Origin of the sequence: Streptomyces sp. AgN23 (assembly GCF_001598115.1) — a bacterium.
GTDB lineage: Bacteria > Actinomycetota > Actinomycetes > Streptomycetales > Streptomycetaceae > Streptomyces > Streptomyces antimycoticus.
The window spans coordinates 4619347-4639313 of record NZ_CP007153.1; the positions used below are offsets into that span (position 1 = coordinate 4619347).

Consider the following 19967-nt stretch of genomic DNA (forward strand, 5'->3'; position numbering starts at 1 on the left):
GTCGGCCGTTGCGGTGGCGGCCGGGTCACCGTCCGTGCAGGGCTTCGATGGACTCGGCCAGCGCTTGCGGGACGCGCGGGACGAGCTGATGGGTGCCGTCCCGTACGACATGGCGGCCGCCGACCACGGTGTGCCGGACGTCCGCGTTGGTCGCCGCGAATACGGCGGTCTCGGCACCCAGCCGGGGCGGCGGCCCCGCCGTGCGCACCGAGTCCAGCGCGACCGTGGTGAGGTCGGCGAGCGCGCCCACCTCGATCCGGCCGGCCTCCGCGCCCCAGCCGAGCGCCGCGTGGCCGTCCACGGTGGCGGCCCGCAGCAGCTGGGCCGCGGTCCAGTGGCCCCGGGCGCGGGTGCGCAGCCGCTCGTCCAGCTCCATGGCGCGGGCCTCCTCCAGGATGTCGATCACGGCATGGCTGTCGCTGCCCAGCGAGAGCGGTGAGCCCGCGCTCCGCAGCTCGGCGGCCGGGCCGATCCCGTCGGCGAGGTCACGCTCGGTGGTCGGGCACATACAGACACCCGTGGCGGAGTGGCCCAGCAGCCGGATGTCGCCGGGGGTGAGATGGGTGGCGTGCACGGCGGTCGTCTCCGGGCCCAGCACGCCGTGGTCGGCGAGCAGCCGGGTGGGGGTGAAGCCGTGCGCCTCCACACAGGCGTCGTTCTCGGCGGTCTGCTCGGAGAGGTGGACATGCAGGGGCGCCGTGCGCTCCTGGGCCCACCCGGCCACGGCCGCGAGCTGATCGGCGGGGACGGCCCGCACCGAGTGGATCGCCGCGCCGATGCGGGTGTTGCCGTCGCTCTTCAGCCCGGAGACCCGCTCGGCCCAGGCTTCCGCCGTGCCGTCGGAGAAGCGCAGCTGGTGCTCGCCCGGCTCGGCCCCGAAACCGGAGGAGAGATAGCAGGTGTCGAGCAGGGTGATCCGGATACCGGCCTCGGCCGCGGCCGCGATCAGGGCCTCCCCCATCGCGTTGGGGTTGCCGTAGCGGGCGCCGCCGGGCGCGTGGTGGAGGTAGTGGAACTCCCCCACGCAGGTGATCCCGGCCATCGCCATCTCGGCGTAGACGGCGCGGGCCAGCTCGAAGTAGCTGTCCGGGGTCAGCCGGTCGGCGACCCCGTACATCACCTCGCGCCAGGTCCAGAAGGAGTCCGGCGCGCCCGCCGTCTCGGTCCCCGCCTCGCTCTCCGCCTGTACGACACCGCGCAGGGCCCGGTGGAAGGCGTGGCTGTGGGCGTTGGCCAGACCGGGGATGGTCAGACCACGGAGCGTGACGGATCCGGCGGGCGGTCGTGGGCTGTCGGGCACCACCGCCGCGATCCGTCCGTTGGCCGCGGCCACGATCACCACGTCCGACCGCACGCTTCCGTTCACCCAGGCGTGCTCCGCCCAGTACGTCTGCGCCGTCAGTGACACGCCAGACCCTCCAGTACCTCCGCGAGTGCGGCCACACCGGCGAGGCAATCGTCCTCGCCCGCCGTCTCCGCGGGTGAATGCGAGACGCCGGTGGGGTTCCTTACAAACAGCATGGCCGTAGGAACGGACGCGGACAAAATGCCGGCGTCGTGTCCGGCCCCGGTCGGCAGCACCGGAACGCCGCCCAGCAGCCCGGACAGCCGGTCCCGAAGGTCGTGGGCGAACTCGACGACCGGGGTGAACGACTCCCGGGTGACTCGCACGTCCACCCCGTCGCGCTCCCCGCGCTCGAGCGCGGCGCGCTCGATCTCGCCGACCACGGCGGCCAGGGTCTCCTCGTCGGCGGCGCGTGAGTCCAGCCAGCCGCGGACCAGGCTCGCGATCGCGTTGACCCCGTTCGGCTCGACGCTGACCTTGCCGAACGTCGCCAGCGCCCCGGCGATCCTGGCCTTCTTACGGGCCGCGAGGACGGTGTTGGCGTAGGTGAGCATCGGATCGCGGCGGTCCTCGATCCGGGTCGTCCCGGCGTGGTTGGCCTCGCCGTGGAAGTCGAACCGCCAGCGGCCGTGCGGCCAGATCGCGGACGCGACACCCACGGGGGCGTTCCCCGCGGCGGAGCCGCTGTCGGACCGCGCCGCCAGGGCACGCCCCTGCTCGATGTGCAGCTCGACAAACGCGCCGATGCGGGCCAGCCGCTCCGGGTCGGGCCCGATGGCGTCCGGATCGTATCCGGCGCGCTCCATCGCCTGGGGGAGGCTCAGCCCGTCCGCGTCGCGCAGCTGGTGCGCCTGGTCCGTGGTGAGCTGCCCGGCGGTCAGCCGGGAGCCCACGCAGGCCAGACCGAAGCGGGCGCCCTCCTCATCGCCGAAGTTGACGATGGCGAGCGGTTTGGTGGGGTGCGCACCCCGTGCTCGCAGCTCGTCGAGGGCGGCGAAGGAGGAGACGACGCCCAGCGGGCCGTCGAAGGCGCCGCCGTCGGGGACGGAGTCGAGGTGGGAGCCGGTGACCACGGCGTTTCCGGCGGTGGGGTCACCGAGCCAGGCCCATTGGTTGCCGTTGCGGTCCACCTCGTAGGTGAGACCGCGGGTTTCCGTCTGTGCCTTGAACCAGGCTCGGCAGTCCGCGTCGGCTTCCGTCCAGGCGTAGCGGCGGTAGCCGCCCGTCGTCTTCTCGCGGCCTACGGGCGCCAGGTCGCGCCACATCTCGTGGAACGACGGGGTTTCGTGGGCGGGTGCGGCCGAGTCGGTGGGCTGTGCCCACCCGTCCCTCCCCCAGCTACCGCTGGGAGGTGCCCCCTCCGCGGGACGATTGCCCACAGCAGTCACTCCGTCTCCCTCATCGGGATCCTCACGTTCCGCTCCTCCGCCACCTCGTCCGCGCGGTCGTAGCCCGCGTCCACGTGGCGGATCACACCCATGCCGGGGTCGTTCGTCAGCACCCGGCGGATCTTCTCGCCCGCCAGCGCCGTGCCGTCGGCGACCGTGACCTGGCCCGCGTGGATCGAGCGGCCCATGCCGACGCCGCCGCCGTGGTGGATGGAGACCCAGGACGCGCCCGAGGCCACGTTGACCATGGCGTTGAGCAGCGGCCAGTCGGCGATCGCGTCCGAGCCGTCCAGCATGGCCTCGGTCTCGCGGTACGGGGAGGCCACCGAGCCGCAGTCGAGGTGGTCGCGGCCGATCGCCAGCGGTGCGGCGAGCGTGCCGTCGGCGACCATCTCGTTGAAGCGCTCGCCCGCCTTGTCGCGCTCGCCGTAGCCGAGCCAGCAGATACGGGCGGGCAGCCCCTGGAAGTGGACCCGCTCCCCCGCCATCTTGATCCAGCGGGCCAGCGACTCGTTCTCCGGGAAGAGTTCCAGCATCGCCTTGTCCGTGGCCGCGATGTCCCTCGCGTCGCCGGACAGGGCGGCCCAGCGGAAGGGGCCCTTGCCCTCGCAGAAGAGCGGCCGGATGTAGGCGGGCACGAAGCCGGGGAAGGCGAAGGCGCGGTCGTAGCCCGCGAGCTGGGCCTCGCCGCGGATCGAGTTGCCGTAGTCGAAGACCTCGGCGCCCGCGTCCATGAAGCCGACCATGGCCTCCACGTGGCGGGCCATCGCCTCGCGCGCCCGCTGGGTGAAGTCGGCGGGCTTCTCGGCGGCGTACGACGCCATCTCGTCGAAGTCCACGCCGATCGGCAGATACGCCAGCGGGTCATGGGCGCTGGTCTGGTCGGTGACGATGTCGATCGGGGCGTTCATCGCGAGGAGCTGCGGGACCAGCTCGGCCGCGTTGCCCAGCACGCCGATCGACAGGGGGCGCCGGGCGTCGCGCGCCTCGGTGGCCAGTTGCAGGGCGTGGTCCAGGCTGTCGGCGCGGACGTCCAGGTAGCGGTGCTCGATACGGCGCTCGATGGCGCGCGGGTCGCAGTCGACGCAGATCGCGACGCCGTCGTTCATGGTGACCGCCAGCGGCTGGGCGCCGCCCATGCCGCCGAGGCCCGCGGTGAGGGTGATCGTTCCCGCCAGGGTGCCGTTGACCCCTTTACCCATTGAATGCAGCTTCGCCGCCACGGCGGCGAAGGTCTCGTAGGTGCCCTGGAGGATGCCCTGGGTGCCGATGTAGATCCAGGACCCGGCGGTCATCTGGCCGTACATGGTCAGGCCCAGCGCCTCCAGGCGGCGGAACTCCTCCCAGTTGGCCCAGTCGCCGACCAGGTTGGAATTGGCGATCAGCACCCGCGGCGCCCATTCGTGCGTCTGCATGACGCCCACCGGGCGGCCCGACTGGACCAGCATCGTCTCGTCCTGCTTGAGCGTGCGCAGGGTGCGGACCATGGCGTCGAACGAACGCCAGTCGCGGGCCGCCTTACCGGTGCCGCCGTAGACGACGAGCTTGTCGGGGTGCTCGGCGACCTCCGGATCGAGGTTGTTCTGCAGCATCCGCAGGGCGGCTTCCTGCTGCCACCCCCGAGCGCTGAGCTCTGCACCACGCGGCGCCCGTACGGGTCGCGGTCCTGTCATGGGGCCAAGCCTCCCTGCCATCGATTGGATCGAGTTATTCACATCTTGATGCCGATGAATATGACTAGTCAATACCGCGGGGCCGCGCCTACACCCGGGTGGTTCAGCGGCGCGGGCTCGCGGGGGACGCGACCGGCCCCGACCGGGATCAGCACCCCGGCCCTCATCGCCCGGGGCGTCACGCTGCGCGGCATCAGCGCGATGGACCACCGGGACGCGATGCCCGCGTACCTGCGCGAGTTCGGCCGGGCGCCGCGCGAGGGCGCCCTCGTCTATCCGTACACCCGGCTGACGGGGATCGGCCAAGCGCCGCGCGCGCTGTGCGAGTTGGTGGCGGGCCGTCACCTCGGGGCGGTGCTGGTGGAGCTGTAGGGCCAGGTCAGCCCACGATCACACGGGCCCGCCCCCGGAGCACTCCCGGGGGAACTGGTCCGCGGCCGTCCTCAGTGGTTGGCTGAAAGCATGACGTCGAAAACCGTTGCGATGGCCGCCCGGCGCGAACGGGCCGTTCGGGCCGCCGTGGAACAGGGGTTGCTGGGCCCGGATCGGCCCGTCGTCGGGCTGCTGGACGTGGCCGGGATCCGCGCCGCCGCCGCCGAACTGCGCGCGGCCTTCGAGGACGTCGTCACGCCCGGCACCCCCGTGCTGCACGCCTTCGCGGTCAAGGCCGCCGCGCTCGTCCCGGTCCTGCGGCTGCTGGCCGACGAGGGCCTGGGCTGCGAGGTCGCCAGTCCCGGCGAGCTGGCGCTGGCCCGCGCGGCGGGGGTGACGCCCGACCGGATCGTCCTGGACTCCCCCGCCAAGACCCCCGCGGAGCTGTGCGAGGCCCTCGACCTGGGCATCGCCGTCAACGCCGACAACCCACAGGAGCTGGACCGGCTCGGCGCGCTGGTGGGGGACAGCGCGGACCCGCCCGCGCCCCTGGGCCTGCGGATCAACCCGCAGGTGGGCGGCGGCAGCATCGACGCGATGAGCACGGCCACCGCGACCTCCAAGTTCGGCGTCGCCCTCCAGGACCCGGGGGCGCGCGAGTGGGTCGTCCGCGCCTTCGCCGAGCGCCCCTGGCTGACCCGGCTGCACGCCCACGTCGGCTCCCAGGGCTGTCCGCTGGAGCTGATGGCGGCGGGCATACGGGTGGCCTACGAACTGGCCGAAGAGATCAACGGGGCGGTCGGCCGCCGGCAGATCGACGCCCTCGACATCGGCGGCGGCCTCCCGGTGAACTTCGCCTCCGACGAGATCACCCCCAGCTACCGGGAGTACGCACAGCTGCTGCGGACCACCGTGCCGGGGCTCTTCGACGGGCGCTACCAGCTGGTCACCGAGTTCGGACGGTCTCTCCTGGCCAAGTCCGGCCTGGTGCTGGCGCGGGTCGAGTACGCGAAGTCCGCGGGCGGCCGCCCGATCGCCGTCACCCACGCGGGCGCCCAGCTCGCCACCCGTACGGTCTTCGCCCCCGAAGCCTGGCCCCTGCGCGTCACGGCCTACGACCCGGAGGGCCGCCCCAAGGCCGGCGGCTCCTCCGACGGCCAGGTGCCCCAGGACATCGCCGGTCCCTGCTGTTTCGCGGGCGACCTGGTCGCCCGCGACCGGCCCCTGCCGGAGCTGGCGGTGGGCGACCTGGTCGGCCTGCTGGACACGGGCGCGTACTACTTCTCCAACCACTTCGCGTACAACAGCCTGCCCCGCCCCGGGATCTACGGCTTCGACGCCACCGGCTCCACCGGCGACGAGGTGCGCTTCGCGACGGTGCGGAAGCCGCAGACGCTGGACGAGATCGTGGCCGAGAGCGGCGCGGCACATGCACTGGGGCTCAGCCGCCTGCGGTAGCGCTCCGCGCCCGGGCGCGCCGCACATCGAGAAGCACCCGGCCGGTGGAAGCGAAGCCCGGCGGCGGCCCTGTGATCCGGAGCCGAGGCCGCTGCCGGACCGCGGGTCCCTGCGGCCCGGCGACACACCCCCGGCCCGGGCGCCCGGGCCCGCTCGGGCGTCGTGGACCGCCGCAGCGCGGGAACGAGGTCAAGGGTGTAGCGGTTGTCGGCCGCGCCCGCGAGGGCCGTCCAGGAGCGGCGCACGCGCTCATCGGCGCCGCCGCTTCCGGACGCAGCAGGCACCACGCCCGGCGCCCACCGACGCACCTTCAGTCAAACCTGACGACGGAGCTGGATCTCAGCGCGTGGCCGCCGCCACGGTCCGCGCGGAGCGCCGCGCGCCGCCCGGTCCCGCGTCCCCGGCCACGATGCCCGTCGTCTGGTAGGCGTCCACCGCCTTGCCCGCGGGCCGCCCGCCGGAGACCCGCTCCGTGCGGACCCACAGCAGCACCTCGTTCGCGCGCTCCCAGCGGCCCAGCCACAGCGCCTTGGCCCACAGCCCGGCGCCGAGCCCCGCCATCAGCATCCCGCCCGCCGCCGGAACGGCGAAGGACGAGCCCATCGCGGCGAGGAAGGCCAGCAGCAGCCACCACCGCAGGGCGCGTCGGCGCGTCCTTACGGTCACCGCACGGTCCTGGAGGAAGACCGACTTGCTCGCGCGCGAGGCACCGCGCGCCAACTCCAGATACCGCTTCCTGCGCACCGTGAACACCACGACCGCCGCGATCAGGAAGAGCGCCGCCCCGGCGAGCACTCCGATCCGGCGCCCGGTCAGCCCCGGCACCAGCGCTCCGATCCCCGCGGCCAGCACACCGGGCCACCACAGCCACCCCGCAGGGGCCCGCACGATCACCGCCACCCGTGCCAGCGCATACGCCCCGCGCCCCACGACCGACCTCCTCACCCTGACGAATCCCTGATGAAATCCCTGTCGAACCGAGGAATCTAGTAGATTGTCGCTGCTTAGTTGTGGGGAGGTTGGTGTCTGGCAGATTCTTTTCCTTTGCCAGATAGGACGGTTGTCGTGGGTTCGCGGAACAAGTGGCCGGTCAGGTTGACTGTGCAGGATCGCGAGGAGTTGCTCCGGGTGACCACGACAGGTGTTCACCCAGCCTCGATGATCATGCGTGCGCGGGTGCTGCTCGCACTGGACACCTCGGTGGGTGAGGTGGATTCCAAGGCGGTGATCGCGGACCGGCTCGGCGTCTCTGGTGAGACGTTGCGGCTGGTCGCCAAGCGTTTCGCCGAGACCGGTGGTGATGTCCACGCAACGATCGCGCGGAAGAAGCGCGACCTGCCGCCGGTGCCCTCGCCGGTGACCGGTGAGGTCGAAGCCCGGCTGATCGCGATGGCGTGCTCCCAGCCACCCCAGGGCCATGCACGGTGGTCGCTGCGGCTGCTGGAGAAGCACATCGCACTGGTCGAGGACATCCCTGACCTGGACCACTCCACCATCGGGCGGATCTTAAAAAAACGGAACTGCGCCCTCACCTGAAGAAGTACTGGACCATCCCACCACGAGCGAACGCGCAGTTCGCCGCCCGGATGGAGGACGTGCTGGCCGTCTACGCCCGGCCCTATGACCCGGCACGTCCGGTGGTGTGCATGGACGAGAAGCCCTACCAGCTCCTCGACCATGTCCGCGGCCCGCTCCCCGCCCGGCCCGGTCACGACGCCCGCCAGGACAGCGAGTACATCCGCTGCGGCACGTGCTCCATCTTCGTGTGGGTCGAACCCTTACGGGGATGGCGCCGGGTTCAGGCACTGTCCCAGCGGACCCGGACCGACTTCGCCGGCCAGGTCAAGCACCTGCTGAGCGTGGACTACCCCGACGCCGAGACCGTGGTGCTGGTGATGGACAACCTCAACACCCACGACATCGCCTCGCTGTACGAAGCGTTCGCACCGGAAGAGGCCTTCGCCCTGGCCCAGCGCCTCGAGATCCACCACACGCCCAAGCACGGGTCATGGCTCAACATCGCCGAGATCGAACTCTCCGCGCTGACCCGGCAATGCCTCGACCGCCGGATCGGCGACCTCGCCATCCTCAACACCGAACTCTCAGCCTGGCAGAACGCCACCAACACCGACCAACGTCAGGTGGACTGGCAGTTCACCACCCACGACGCACGCATCAAACTGCGCCACCTCTACCCCAAACATTAGCCGCGACAATCTACTAGCCAGGATGCCTGAGAATTGGGTGAGAGGGACGGAGGTTGTCACACAGAGCGGCCCTGAAGCCCGGCTCACTCCACGAACAGTGCCCGCTCCGCCGCCTTCGCGTCGAACTCCTCCAGCCGCGCCTGCGCCTCCGGCAGCGCGTCGCACATCGCCTCCAGCAGCACCCGCCCCAGCAGCATCGGCGCACACGCGGTGTCGAAGGCCAGGCCCGTGCCGACCGCCGCGGGCAGCAGCAGATCGGTGTGGCGGGCGATCGGGGCGAAGGCGCTGTCGGCGACGGCGACCACGGTCAGGCCCGCCTCCTGGGCGTACTCCAGGCCCTCCACGACCTCCCGCGGATGCCGCGGCAGCGCGAAGCACAGCAGCGCCGTCGCACCCGCGCGCCTCGCCGCGTCGACGCGGTCGGCGAGCATCGTTCCGCCCTCGTCGAGCAGGCGCACGTCCGGATGGACCTTGCGCGCGAAGTAGGTGAAGCCGCGCGCCTGCGCGGAGGCGGCGCGCAGCCCGAGGACCAGCAGCGGGCGGGAGTCGGCGAGCAGCCGGCCGGCCCGGACGACGGGGGCGGGGTCGGCCAGCAGCGCGGCGAGATGGCGCAGATTGTCGATCTCGGACTGCACGGCCTGCTGGTACTCGTTGTACGACCCCTCGTCCGCCTCCGGCTCGGCGGGGGCGACATCGCGCAGATGCTTGCGCAGTGCCGGATAGCCGTCGAAACCGAGGGCGACCGCGAAGCGGGTCACGGACGGCTGGCTGACGCCCGCGAGTTCGGCCAGCTCGACGCTGGAGAGGAACGGCGCGTCCGCGGCCCGCCGCACCATGCAGTGGGCGATCCGCCGCTGGGTCGGGGTCAGCCGGTGGCCCTCGAAGAGCGCCTGCAGCCGAGCGGCGGTCGAGGCACCGGAAGCGGCCGAGGCGACCGAACCAGGGGGAGCGCCCGAACCCGTCGTAGCGATCGAGCCGCCCGCGCCACCCGCACCGGCCGAGCCACCCGCGCCCACCGACACCTCCGGCGGCGCCACCGCGACATCCTCGGCCGCCGGCGCCGTCCGAGCACCGCTCACCCCGTCGCTCACCCCGTTATCCGTACTCATCGCGTCCTCCTGACCCTCGTACCCTCGTCCCTCATACCCCCGCCAGCCGGTCGAGCAGGCGCGCGGCCACCGCCACATCCTCCGTCAACGGCCGGTCCTCCATCCGGGGATCGAGCACTTCCGACGCCATGGCGAAGGCGACACCGGCCGGGAGCTCCGGGTCCGGTTCCAGACCGCGCTGGCGCAACGCCCGTACGGCCGCGACGAGTTCACAGCCCAGCACCAGCCGGTAGTGGTCGGCGACGCGGAGCGTCTGGCGGGCGCCGAGCGAGGCGAAGCTGGCCTGTTCCTCGACACCGCGGGAGAGCACGGCATGCCCCAGCGAGGCGGGGTGGGAGACCGCGCGCATCTCGCCGAGGGCCGCCCCCGCCGCGTATTCGAGGATCATCACGCCCGAACTCGCGGGCGCGGCGTCGCCGAGGAAGGGGCGCAGCCGGGTGAAGTCGGGTTCGCTGAGCGCGGCGAGCCGGGCCGTGGAGAGCCGGGCGGTCTGCAGCGCGGCGAGCCGGAAGGCGTCCAGGGCGAGGGCGGCGTGCGCGGCGTAGAAGTTGCCGTGGTGGTAGGCGGCCTCGTCGGCGGAGCTGATCAGCGGGTTCTCGGTGGCCGCGTTGAAGTCGACGGTCAGCACCCGCTCCAGCGCCTCCGCCGCGTCCAGCGCCGGTCCGTGGATCTGCGGCAGACAGCGGAAGCCGTACGGGTCCTGTATGCGCCCGAGCGGCGGGGTGGGCCGGGCCGGGGCGCCGAGCAGGGCGCGCATCCGGGCGGCGGCCTCGACGGAGCCGGGGTGCGGCCGGGCGGCGTGCACGGGTTCGGCGTACGCCTCGTACGACCCGCCGACCGCGATCAGCGAGAGCGCGGCCACCGAGAGCGAGGCGGACAGCAGCCGCCGCAGCTCGGCGAGGGCGAGCGCGGACTGGCCGAGGGTGAGGGCGTTGCTGCTGATGAGCGCGAGGGCGTCGTTGCTGTCGAGCACGATCGGGTCGGGGGCGCGACGGCCCGGGGCGGCCTCGGTGAGGTCCCAGGGGTGCTCGCCGACGAGCGCGAGACCGGTCTGGGCGAGCGCGGCGAGGTCCCCGGTGCCGACCGCGCCGTATTCGTTGATCACCGGGTGGGCGCCGCTGTCGAGCCCCTCGACGAGCGCCGTGACGATGGCGGGGCGCAGCCCGGCGCCGCCCGCCAGCAGCTGATTGGCGCGGACGGTCATCATGGCGCGCACCTCGCGCGCGGGCAGCGGTGCGCCGATCGCGCCGGCGTGGCTGCGCAGCAGCCGCAGCCCGTGGTCGGAGTCGGCCGGGCCGACGTCCTCGGTACGGTTGGCGCCCACGCCGGTGCTCCGGCCGTAGACGCGGCCGGTGGCGGCCAGCCGATCCGCGGTCTCCCAGGCGCGCTCGGCCAGGGCGAGCGCGGTCGGGTCGGGCGCCGCGGGCCGGCTGACGCGGTCGGCCAAGCGGGCGATATCGACGACGCGCAGGCTCCGGCCGTCCAGTGTGATCCGCTGAGCTGTGCCGCCTGTGCCCTCGGCCGCCGCGGCATCAGCATCCAGCATGTGAGACAACATCCAGGGCAACCTCTCTCGAAACGCCCATTCCGGGCCAGCCGCCAGAGCACTTCGTCCACATCGCGAGCAGAAGTAACCGGTGATTAACGCAAACCTCTTGACTTCTATTCACTCGACTATGACTGTGCATGACTATATGCAGACAGGGCAAGGGGAAGCGGATGATCAGCTTCAAGGACGTCAGTAAGCACTACCCGAACGGCACCACAGCCGTGGACCGGCTCAGCCTCGAACTCCCGGAAGGGGGCATCACGGTTCTTGTCGGCTCGTCGGGCTGCGGCAAGACCACCACCCTCCGCATGGTCAACCGCATGGTCGAGCCGAGCAGCGGCACGGTGAGCGTGGCCGGGCGCGATGTCCTCGCGGCGGACGCCGCCGAACTGCGGCGCGGGATCGGCTATGTGATCCAGCAGGCCGGGCTCTTCCCGCACCGTACGATCCTCGACAACATCGCCACCGTCCCGCTGCTGCTGGGCTGGGGCCGCCGCAAGGCGCGGGCCCGCGCGGCCGAGCTGCTGGAGCTGGTCGGGCTGCCCGGCGACTCCGGCAAGCGCTATCCGCACCAGCTCTCGGGCGGTCAGCAGCAGCGCGTCGGGGTCGCCCGCGCGCTGGCCGCCGATCCGCCGGTGCTGCTGATGGACGAGCCGTTCGGCGCGGTCGACCCGGTCGTACGGACCCAGCTCCAGAACGAGCTGCTGCGGCTGCAGAGCGAGCTGCGCAAAACGGTCGTCTTCGTCACCCATGACATCGACGAGGCGGTACGGCTCGGCGACCGCATCGCGATCTTCCGCACCGGCGGCCATCTCGTCCAGTGCGCACCCCCCGCCGAGCTGCTGGCGAGCCCCGCCGACGACTTCGTGGCGGGCTTCCTGGGCGCCGAGCGCGGGCTGAAGCTGCTCTCCCTGTCCACCCTCGGGGACCTGCCGCAGGAGCCCGTCCCGGCCGATGGGGACCGCTGGCGGCTGGTCACCTCCGAGCGCGGTGAGCCGCTGGGCTGGCGCGACACCGAGGGGCCGGAGGGCGACCGGGCGCCGCTGCTGCCGGTGCGGTCGCTGCGGGACGGCGATTCGCTGCTCACCGCCCTGGACGAGTCGCTGGCCTCCCCCGCCGGCCTGGTGGCCCGGGTGGACGCCGACGGCGTCCTGACCGGGGTCACCGGGCGCGAGCGGATACACGAGTTCGCGGGGCGCCGCCACGCGGAGGCGGGCCGCGCGGCGGCCCTCAAGAACGCCACGGAAGCCGCCGAGGCTGATGGCGAGGAACGCGCCACGTCCGACGAAGCCTCCCAGGCCGCCGAGACGCGTGGCGAAGCCGACGACGAGGGCACCCAGGGCTCCGCGGGCTCCGACGACACCCCGGTCTCCGACCCGAGCGTGACCGCATGACCGTCGACTGGGGCTGGTTCCCCGATCACCAAAGCGACCTGGTCACGCTCACCCTCGACCACCTCTCCACCGCCGTCCCCGCCGTCCTCTTCGGCCTGCTGATCGCGCTGCCGCTGGCCGTCATCGCCCACCGGGTGCGGGCCCTGCGCGGACTCCTCCTCGGGCTCTCGAACATCCTGTTCACGATCCCGTCCATCGCGATCTTCGTCCTGCTGCTGCCGATCACCGGCCTCACCCGCACCACCGCCATCACCGGCCTGACCATCTACACGCTGGTCGTGCTGCTCCGGAACACCGTCGAGGGGCTCGACAGCGTTCCCACCAAGGTCCGCGAGGCGTCCACCGCGATGGGCGCCCGTCCGCTGCGCACCCTGCTCACCGTCGAGCTGCCGCTCGCCTTCCCGGTGATCATGGCGGGCGTACGGGTCGCCACGGTGATGGCGATATCCCTGGTCAGCGTGGCCAGCTACATCGGGTACGGCGGTCTCGGCCAGCTGTTCACCGACGGCTTCCAGCGCAACTACCCCACCCCCGTCGTGGCCGGGGTCCTCCTGTCCCTGCTGCTCGCGCTGGTCGCGGACGCCGTGCTGGTCACCATCCAGTGGCTGTGCACCCCGTGGCTGAGGAGGCGTGCCTGACATGATCGAACTGCTCAAGGACCTCCTCCGCTGGCTGACCAGCGGCTCCCAGTGGTCCGGGACCGACGGCATCGCGACCCGCCTCCTGGAACACCTCCAGTACTCCCTGCTGGCCACCCTGGTCGCCGCCGCCATCGCCCTCCCGGTCGGGCTGCTCATCGGCCACACCGGACGTGGCGCGTTCCTCGCCATCAACCTCTCCGGCTTCGGGCGGGCGCTGCCCACCGTCGGCCTGGTCACCCTGGTCTTCCTGGCCAGCGGGCTGAGCATGTGGCCGGTGTACATCTCGCTGGTCGCCCTCGCGGTCCCGGTGATCGTCACCAATACGTACGCGGGCATGGCCGCCGTCGACCCCGAGGTCCGGGACGCGGCGCGGGGCCAGGGCATGCGCTGGTACCAGGTGCTGTTCCAGGTCGAACTGCCCCTCGCGCTCCCGCTGATCATGACCGGGCTGCGGCTGGCCTGCGTCCAGGTCGTCGCCACCGCCACCATCGCCGCGTACGTCAGCTTCGGCGGGCTCGGCCGCTACGTCTTCGACGGGCTCGCCCAGCGCGATCTGGTGCAGGTGCTGGGTGGGGCGGTGCTGGTCGCCGTGCTGGCCATCGCCCTGGACCTGGCGCTGGCCGGAGTGCAGCGCCTGCTGTTCCGCAACCGCCCCCCGCGCGCCCACGCGCACTGACGTCACCGACTCACTCCGGATCCGAGGAGAGCACCCATGAACCGCAGGAAACTGCTCGGCGGCCTGCTCGCCGGCGCCTCCATGCCCGCGCTGGCCGCCTGTAGCGGCGGCGTCACCTCGCTCAAGGGCGACGGCGGAAGCGGTGGCTCGGGCGGCGGCAGCAGCCTGGGCGGCCTGGTCATCGGCACCGCCAACTTCACCGAGAACCAGCTGCTGGGCTATCTCTACGCCGAGGCGCTGAAGGGCGCGGGCATCAAGACGAGCGTGCGGCCCAACCTCGGCTCCCGCGAGATCGTCATCCCCGCCCTCCAGCAGGGCGATATCGATCTGCTCCCCGAGTACCAGGGCAATCTGCTGCTCCACTTCGACGACAAGGCCCCCCAGACCGAGGCCGGCGACCTCCAGAACGCCCTCACCGTCGCCCTCCCCAGCGGCCTGGAGGCCCTGTCGTACGCGGCCGCCGAGGACAAGGACGTCTTCTGCGTCACCCATGAGACCGCGCAGAAGCACGGTCTGCGCAGCTTCGCCGACCTCGCCGGACAGAACGGCGAACTGGTCTTCGGCGGCCCGGCCGAGGACAAGAAGCGGGTGGTCGGCCTGGTGGGCCTCAAGGACCGCTACGGCGTGACCTTCAAGGAGTTCAAGGCCCTCGACGCCTCCGGCCCCCTGGTCAAGGGCGCGTTGAAGAAGGGCGATGTCGACGTCGCCAACCTCTTCTCCACCGACCCCGACATCGAGGCCAACGGCTGGGTGATCCTCGCCGACCCCAAGGCCCTCATCCCCGCCCAGCACATCGTGCCCGTCGTCCGCTCCGCCAAGGCCGACACCAAGGTCCGCAAGGCCCTGGCCCGCCTGGGCGGCGCCCTCACCACCCAGGAACTGGCCCGGCTCAACAAGCTGGTGAGCAACGACAAGAAGGACCCGGACCGGGTCGCCGCCGACTGGGCCGCCAAGAACGGCCTCACCAAGAAATAGCGGCAGGAGCACTCTTATGTCCGAATCCCCCGCCTCCCGCGCATCCCACGACGCCCTCGACTCCCGCGACTCCCGCGACTCGCTCGTCGAGAAACGCTCGATCGACGTCGTCCCCGACGCGGAGCGCCATGGCACCGCCTTCAGCCAGTTCACCCTGTGGCTCGGCGCGAACCTCCAGATCACCGCCGTCGTCACCGGCGCGCTGGCCGTCGTCTTCGGCGCGGGCGCCTTCTGGTCGATCATCGCCCTGCTGCTCGGCAACCTGCTCGGCGGAGCCGTCATGGCGCTCCACTCGGCGCAGGGCCCCCGGCTCGGCCTCCCCCAGATGATCTCCTCCCGGGCCCAGTTCGGGGTCCGGGGCGCGATCGTCCCGCTGCTGCTGGTCATCGTCATGTACGTGGGATTCTTCGCCAGCGGCAGCGTGCTGGCGGGCCAGGCGGTCGGCGAACTCACCCATCTCGGCGACACCACCGGGATCATCCTCTTCGCCCTCGTCACCGGCGTGGCGGCCGCCGTGGGCTACCGCCTGATCCACACCCTGGGCCGGATCGCCGGCGTGGTCTGCGCCCTGGCCTTCGTCTACCTGGGCATCCGGCTGCTGGACCGCACCGACCTGGCCACCCTGCTCCACGACCGGACCTTCGACTTCCCGCTCTTCCTCCTCGCGGTATCGCTGTCCGCCTCCTGGCAGCTCGCCTTCGGCCCGTACGTCGCCGACTACTCCCGCTACCTGCCGCGCACCACCTCTCCCAAGGCCACCTTCTCCTGGACCCTGGCCGGCACCGTCCTCGGCTCGCAGTGGTCCATGACCTTCGGCGCCCTCGCGGCCGCCGCGGCCGGCCACGCCTTCGTCGGCAACGAGGTCTCCTACATCGTCGGCCTCGGCGGCGGCGCGGCCGTGATCACCTCACTGCTCTACTTCGTCATCGCCCTCGGCAAGCTGACGATCAACGTCCTGAACACCTACGGCGGCTTCATGTCGATGGTGACCAGCATCAGCGGCTTCCGCGGCAACGCCACCCTCTCCCCGCGCGGCCGGGCCGCCTACATCGCCGGGATCATGGTCGCGGGCACGGCGGTCGCGCTGCTCGGCAAGGACAGCTTCCTGTCCTCCTTCAAGGACTTCCTGCTGTTCCTGCTGACCTTCTTCACCCCGTGGAGCGCGATCAACCTCGTCGACTACTACGCCATCGCCAAGGAGCGCTACGACATCCCCGCCCTCAGCGACCCGGGCGGCCGCTACGGCGCCTGGCGCTGGAAGGCCCTGTCCACCTACGCCGTAGGCGTCCTGGCCCAACTCCCCTTCCTGTCAACGCACTTCTACACCGGCCCCCTCGTCGCCCCGCTAGGCGGCGCGGACATCTCCTGGCTCGTCGGCCTCGCCATCCCCGCCGCCCTCTACTGGCTCCTGGCCCACCGCGACACCGCCCACGTCCCCGACCACATGGTCCTCGCCCCGGAGCCGTCCCCCGACCGGCCGTACGCCACCGAGCCCGGGTGACGGCAGAGCCACCCGGGTGACAGCAAGGCCCCCGGGAGCCTGGGGCCGGATCAGGCCGGGGGCAGGAGTTTCTTCTGGGGCTTGCCCATGGCGTTGCGGGGCAGGGCGTCCAGGAAGCGGACCTTGCGGGGGCGCTTGTGGACGGAGAGCTGGGTGGCGACGAAGTCGATCAGCTCCCGTTCGCCGATGCCATCGGCGACGACGTAGGCGACGATCTCCTGGCCCAGATCCTCGTGCGGGGCGCCGACGACGGCGGCCTCGCGGACGGCGGGGTGGTCCAGGAGGGCGTTCTCGACCTCGCCCGCGCCGATGCGGTAGCCGCCGGACTTGATCATGTCGGTGGAGGCGCGGCCCACGATGCGGTGGAAGCCGTCCGGGTCGACGGCGGCGATGTCGCCCGTGCGGAACCAGCCGTCCTCGGTGTACGAACCGGCCGTGGCCTCGGGCCGGTTCAGATAGCCGTCGAAGAGGGTGGGGCCGGTGAGCTGGAGTTCACCGATCTCGGCGCCCTCCTCGGCGGCGATCCGGGTGCGGATGCCCGCCAGCGGGGTGCCAACATAGCCGGGGCGGCGCTCGCCGTCGGCCCGGGTGCTGATCGTGATGAGGCTCTCGGTCATGCCGTAGCGCTCGATGGGGCGCTGGCCGGTGAGCCGCTCGAGGTCGCGGAAGACCGGGGCGGGCAGCGGGGCGCTGCCGGAGACCAGCAGCCGGGCGGAGGCCAGGGCGCGGGCGGAGTCCGGGTCCTGGACGATCCGGTTCCAGACCGTGGGCACCCCGAAGTAGAGGCTGCCGCCCGCGGCCGCGTACGCCGCCGGGGTCGGCTTGCCGGTGTGGACGAGGCGGCTGCCCGTCCGCAGCGCGCCCAGGACGCCCAGCACCAGGCCGTGCACATGGAACAGCGGCAGCCCGTGGACCAAGGTGTCCTCCGCCGTCCAGGCCCAGGCCGCGGCGAGTCCGTCCAAGTCGGCGGCCACCGCCCGCCGGGAGATCAGCGCGCCCTTGGGCGCCCCCGTGGTGCCCGAGGTGTAGAGGATGAACGCCGTGGACTCGGCGTCCGGCTCCGGCTTCGTCCACGCGGCCCGCTCGGCCGGGTCCACCGGGACGGTCTCGATCGGGGCCTCCATGGCCTCCCCGGTGAGCAGCAGGGTGGCGCCGGAGTCCCGGAGTATGTGGTCGCGCTCGGCCGGGCCGGAGTCCGGCGGTACGGGCACCACCGGCACTCCGGCCAGCAGCGCGCCGACCACCGCGACCACCGTCTCCGGGGTCGCGGTCGCCCGGACCGCGACGACCGGCGCACCGGCGATACGGGCCGCCACCGCGCCCGCGGCACCGAGCAGTTCCTCGCGCGAGAGGGAGCGGCCGCCGACGCTCAGCGCGTCGGGGCGGTCGCCGCCGGGCGCGGCGAGGGACGTGAGGAGAGGTGCGGTCACCGGATACCTCCGAGGATGCCCCGGCCTTCAGGCCGGGGAGGAATCGAACCCCTGCGGAACAGGGTAAGGAAAGGCGAATCGCTGTCAGGGCGATTCCTTGTCTGCCGAGATGTCGCCGCGCCCGGCCTCGAGCCGGTGCAGGATCTCGGAGTTGAGGGACCTGTGGGCGCGCTTGGCCTCGGCGACCAACCACGCGTGAAGGTCGGCGGGTAGGCGGAGCGTGATGCGTACTTCATGGTCCACAAACCCGAGCGTAGTGGCAGAATGGTGTCATGGCGACACTGCGGAGGAGTTTGGGGGATGCCGGGCACGCCCGGTACACTTACCGGCTTCGAGTGTCGTCGACCGCCCGCACGGCGCTGCGGGCCGAGTGGGACCGGTGTCGGTGGGTGTGGAACGAGTGCGTGGCCAAGTCCCGCCAGGTACACGTACACAACCGGCAGCACCCCGAGAACAAGCAGACCTGCGGTCCGGCGCAACTGGACAAGATGCTGACCGAGGCCCGCACCAAGACGCCGTGGCTTCGCGAGGGCGCCTCGGTGCCGCAGCAGCAGACCATCCGGGACTTCGCCAAGGCCCGCTCCAAGGCGCTCAAGGACATCGAGAAGCGACTGCCGGTCTGGCAGCGTGCAGGCATGCCCCGGCCGAAGAAGAAGCGGGAGGCGTTGCCGACCCTGAACTACACCACCCGGGGCTGCCGGCTGAAGGACGGCCGTCTGCACTTGGCGGGCGGCATCGTTGTGACGGTGGTGTGGTCGCGGGATTTGCCGTCTGCACCGTCCTCGGTACGGGTGTACCGGGACAGCCTCGGGCACTGGTACGCCTCGTTCGTCGTTGCCGCCGAGACGCGGCCGCTCCCGGTCACCGGTCGAGTGATCGGCGTGGACTGGGGCGTCAAGGAGACCGCCACTACCACGTCTGACGACCACGACCTTCCGCACGTCCAGCACGGGAAGATCGCGGCACAGCGCCTCGCCCGCTATCAGCGGATGATGGGCCGCCGGAAGCCCGCTCGTGGGCAGGCCGCGTCCAGGGGCTACCGCGAGGCGCAGCGGCAGGCCGCGAAAATGCACAAGAAGGTCGCCCGCCAGCGGCAGGACACCGCGCGCAAGTGGGCGAAGAAGGTTGTCCGCGACCACGACACCATCGCCGTGGAGGACTTCCGTCCGAAGTTCCTCGCCAAAACCACCATGGCCCGCAAAGCGACCGACGCGGCGATCAGCGCCACCAAGACGACCCTGATCGAGATAGGCCGCAAGCACGGGCGCGATATCCGCCTCGTGCACCCCGCGCACACCACCATGGACTGCGCATCGTGCGGAGCGAGAACCAAGCACGCACTTCCTCTTTCGGAACGTACCTACACCTGCACCGCGTGCGGAGCCATCTCCCCCAGGGACAAGAACTCCGCACATGTGATGCTGGTCCGGGCTGGTCTCATCCCGGCTGGTGTTGAGGGCGTAAGACCTCCTGGAGCGCTGCTCCAGGAGGCAGCCTGAGCCAGGAATCCCCCACACCTTCAGGAGGGGGAGGACGTCAAGGAACTGACTCCTTCCACGCGAGCAACCACCAGCACAGCCACAGCGGGCCGGGGCACCAGGGGTGCCTTTGGGCCGCGCGTCTTCTGGGGAGCTGGTTTCGGGGGCTAGCCCTACCGACAAAGCGTCCCCGCGACAGTACCGTTCCTCAGCATGGACGCCCGTGACCCGGATCTGAAAAAGGAACTCGACGCGGCTCTGCAGACCCGTAAGGAGCTGGGTGCGGAGTACGAGTCGGAGCTGGTCGACTCCTTCATGGAGAAGGTCGAGCAGCGCTTCAACGATACGGCGGACCGCCATGTCCGCCGTCAGCTCGCCGAACAGCAGATGGCGACGGCCCGCGGCAGCCGCCCGTACGCCACCGGCGCGCCCGCGGACCAGGCCCACGGCCTGGGCGTCGGCGAGCGCTTCGCCTTCGTCGGGGTCTCCCTGGTGCTGGCCATCCCGCTGTCGGCCATCGGCGTCGTGAACGAGGGCCTGCCCGGTCTGCTGATCACCTGGGCCGGAATCTTCGGCGTCAACGCCGTTCATGCCTTGGGGGCCTTCTCCTGGCTTCGCCGAGGTCATAAGCCCGAACAGAGCAGGGACTAGAGAAGTCTGCGCGGGGACCGCCGCACCCCGGTGCTGGGCACCGAGGGCGGGACGACGGCGGTCCCCGCGGGGGACGCGGGCCGGGTCAGGGCCGGACTTCCGCGTCCAGGCGACCATGGA

Annotated in this window: 19 protein-coding genes; 11 read left to right on the top strand and 8 right to left on the bottom strand. The window is 71.8% G+C overall.

From position 1 onward, the window contains the following. Window positions 1–25: 25 nt before the first annotated feature. The 3 genes from AS97_RS19790 to hutU form a co-directional block, all read right to left on the bottom strand. Window positions 26–1408, bottom strand: a complete 1383-nt coding sequence (locus AS97_RS19790; RefSeq protein WP_210565379.1) for a formimidoylglutamate deiminase — start codon at window positions 1406–1408, stop codon at window positions 26–28. After that, window positions 1399–2610 (bottom strand): allantoate amidohydrolase, encoded by a 1212-nt coding sequence (locus AS97_RS19795; RefSeq protein ID WP_210567241.1) that lies wholly within the window; start codon window positions 2608–2610, stop codon window positions 1399–1401. The genes AS97_RS19790 and AS97_RS19795 overlap by 10 nt, the downstream gene beginning before the upstream one ends. Window positions 2611–2729: 119 nt before the next feature. Beyond that, entirely contained in the window at window positions 2730–4406 is a 1677-nt protein-coding gene (gene hutU, locus AS97_RS19800) for a urocanate hydratase (RefSeq protein WP_210565380.1), read from the bottom strand. Between the two features lie 54 nt (window positions 4407–4460). On the opposite strand from hutU, the gene AS97_RS19805 reads away from it, so the two are divergent. Both AS97_RS19805 and AS97_RS19810 read left to right on the top strand, forming a co-directional pair. Beyond that, window positions 4461–4778: a hypothetical protein gene (locus tag AS97_RS19805; protein WP_247204428.1), complete on the top strand. Its 318-nt coding sequence runs from the start codon at window positions 4461–4463 to the stop codon at window positions 4776–4778. Between the two features lie 90 nt (window positions 4779–4868). Continuing rightward, window positions 4869–6236, top strand: a complete 1368-nt coding sequence (locus AS97_RS19810) for a diaminopimelate decarboxylase (RefSeq protein ID WP_247204429.1) — start codon at window positions 4869–4871, stop codon at window positions 6234–6236. Window positions 6237–6575: 339 nt separating this feature from the next. Here the strand turns inward: AS97_RS19810 and AS97_RS19815 are convergent, their stop codons facing one another. Continuing rightward, window positions 6576–7166: a hypothetical protein gene (locus tag AS97_RS19815; RefSeq protein ID WP_210565381.1), complete on the bottom strand. Its 591-nt coding sequence runs from the start codon at window positions 7164–7166 to the stop codon at window positions 6576–6578. A gap of 228 nt (window positions 7167–7394) precedes the next feature. On the opposite strand from AS97_RS19815, the gene AS97_RS19820 reads away from it, so the two are divergent. Together AS97_RS19820 and AS97_RS19825 are read left to right on the top strand one after the other, a co-directional pair. Continuing rightward, window positions 7395–7772, top strand: a complete 378-nt coding sequence (locus AS97_RS19820; protein ID WP_247204430.1) for a helix-turn-helix domain-containing protein — start codon at window positions 7395–7397, stop codon at window positions 7770–7772. Between the two features lie 14 nt (window positions 7773–7786). Next, on the top strand, window positions 7787–8443 hold the full coding sequence (locus AS97_RS19825; RefSeq protein WP_247204818.1) for an IS630 family transposase: 657 nt from the start codon (window positions 7787–7789) through the stop codon (window positions 8441–8443). 83 nt (window positions 8444–8526) lie between these two features. On the opposite strand, the gene AS97_RS19830 is transcribed toward AS97_RS19825, so the two are convergent. Continuing rightward, complete coding sequence (locus AS97_RS19830) at window positions 8527–9552, bottom strand: MurR/RpiR family transcriptional regulator (protein WP_197049130.1); 1026 nt, start codon at window positions 9550–9552, stop codon at window positions 8527–8529. A 31-nt stretch (window positions 9553–9583) separates the two neighbouring features. Further along, window positions 9584–11098, bottom strand: a complete 1515-nt coding sequence (locus AS97_RS19835; protein WP_247204431.1) for an aromatic amino acid ammonia-lyase — start codon at window positions 11096–11098, stop codon at window positions 9584–9586. A gap of 173 nt (window positions 11099–11271) precedes the next feature. Between AS97_RS19835 and AS97_RS19840 the strand changes: the two genes are divergently transcribed. From AS97_RS19840 to AS97_RS19860, 5 genes are read left to right on the top strand one after another with little or no spacing between them, the layout of a single operon-like run. Continuing rightward, the gene (locus tag AS97_RS19840; protein ID WP_210567244.1) at window positions 11272–12495 is read left to right on the top strand and encodes an ABC transporter ATP-binding protein; all 1224 of its coding nucleotides are present in this window, start codon (window positions 11272–11274) and stop codon (window positions 12493–12495) included. Continuing rightward, the gene (locus AS97_RS19845) at window positions 12492–13133 is read left to right on the top strand and encodes an ABC transporter permease (protein WP_059145154.1); all 642 of its coding nucleotides are present in this window, start codon (window positions 12492–12494) and stop codon (window positions 13131–13133) included. Before AS97_RS19840 ends, AS97_RS19845 begins: the two co-directional genes overlap by 4 nt. 1 nt (window position 13134) lies before the next feature. Then, on the top strand, window positions 13135–13812 hold the full coding sequence (locus AS97_RS19850; RefSeq protein WP_059145155.1) for an ABC transporter permease: 678 nt from the start codon (window positions 13135–13137) through the stop codon (window positions 13810–13812). 36 nt (window positions 13813–13848) lie between these two features. Beyond that, window positions 13849–14787 carry an ABC transporter substrate-binding protein gene (locus AS97_RS19855; RefSeq protein WP_059145156.1) on the top strand — a complete coding sequence of 313 codons (939 nt, stop codon included), beginning with the start codon at window positions 13849–13851 and terminating at the stop codon, window positions 14785–14787. A gap of 16 nt (window positions 14788–14803) precedes the next feature. Further along, window positions 14804–16288, top strand: coding sequence for a cytosine permease (locus AS97_RS19860; protein ID WP_247204432.1), 1485 nt, complete (start codon window positions 14804–14806; stop codon window positions 16286–16288). Window positions 16289–16338: 50 nt separating this feature from the next. Here the strand turns inward: AS97_RS19860 and AS97_RS19865 are convergent, their stop codons facing one another. Further along, window positions 16339–17718 carry an acyl-CoA synthetase gene (locus AS97_RS19865; RefSeq protein ID WP_059145157.1) on the bottom strand — a complete coding sequence of 460 codons (1380 nt, stop codon included), beginning with the start codon at window positions 17716–17718 and terminating at the stop codon, window positions 16339–16341. Window positions 17719–17802: 84 nt separating this feature from the next. Then, window positions 17803–17961, bottom strand: a complete 159-nt coding sequence (locus AS97_RS19870; protein ID WP_210565384.1) for an Arc family DNA-binding protein — start codon at window positions 17959–17961, stop codon at window positions 17803–17805. 29 nt (window positions 17962–17990) lie between these two features. Between AS97_RS19870 and AS97_RS19875 the strand changes: the two genes are divergently transcribed. Together AS97_RS19875 and AS97_RS19880 are read left to right on the top strand one after the other, a co-directional pair. After that, window positions 17991–19217, top strand: coding sequence for an RNA-guided endonuclease TnpB family protein (locus AS97_RS19875; RefSeq protein ID WP_210565385.1), 1227 nt, complete (start codon window positions 17991–17993; stop codon window positions 19215–19217). A 192-nt stretch (window positions 19218–19409) separates the two neighbouring features. Next, on the top strand, window positions 19410–19847 hold the full coding sequence (locus tag AS97_RS19880; RefSeq protein ID WP_125759781.1) for a hypothetical protein: 438 nt from the start codon (window positions 19410–19412) through the stop codon (window positions 19845–19847). Window positions 19848–19967 lie beyond the last annotated feature (120 nt).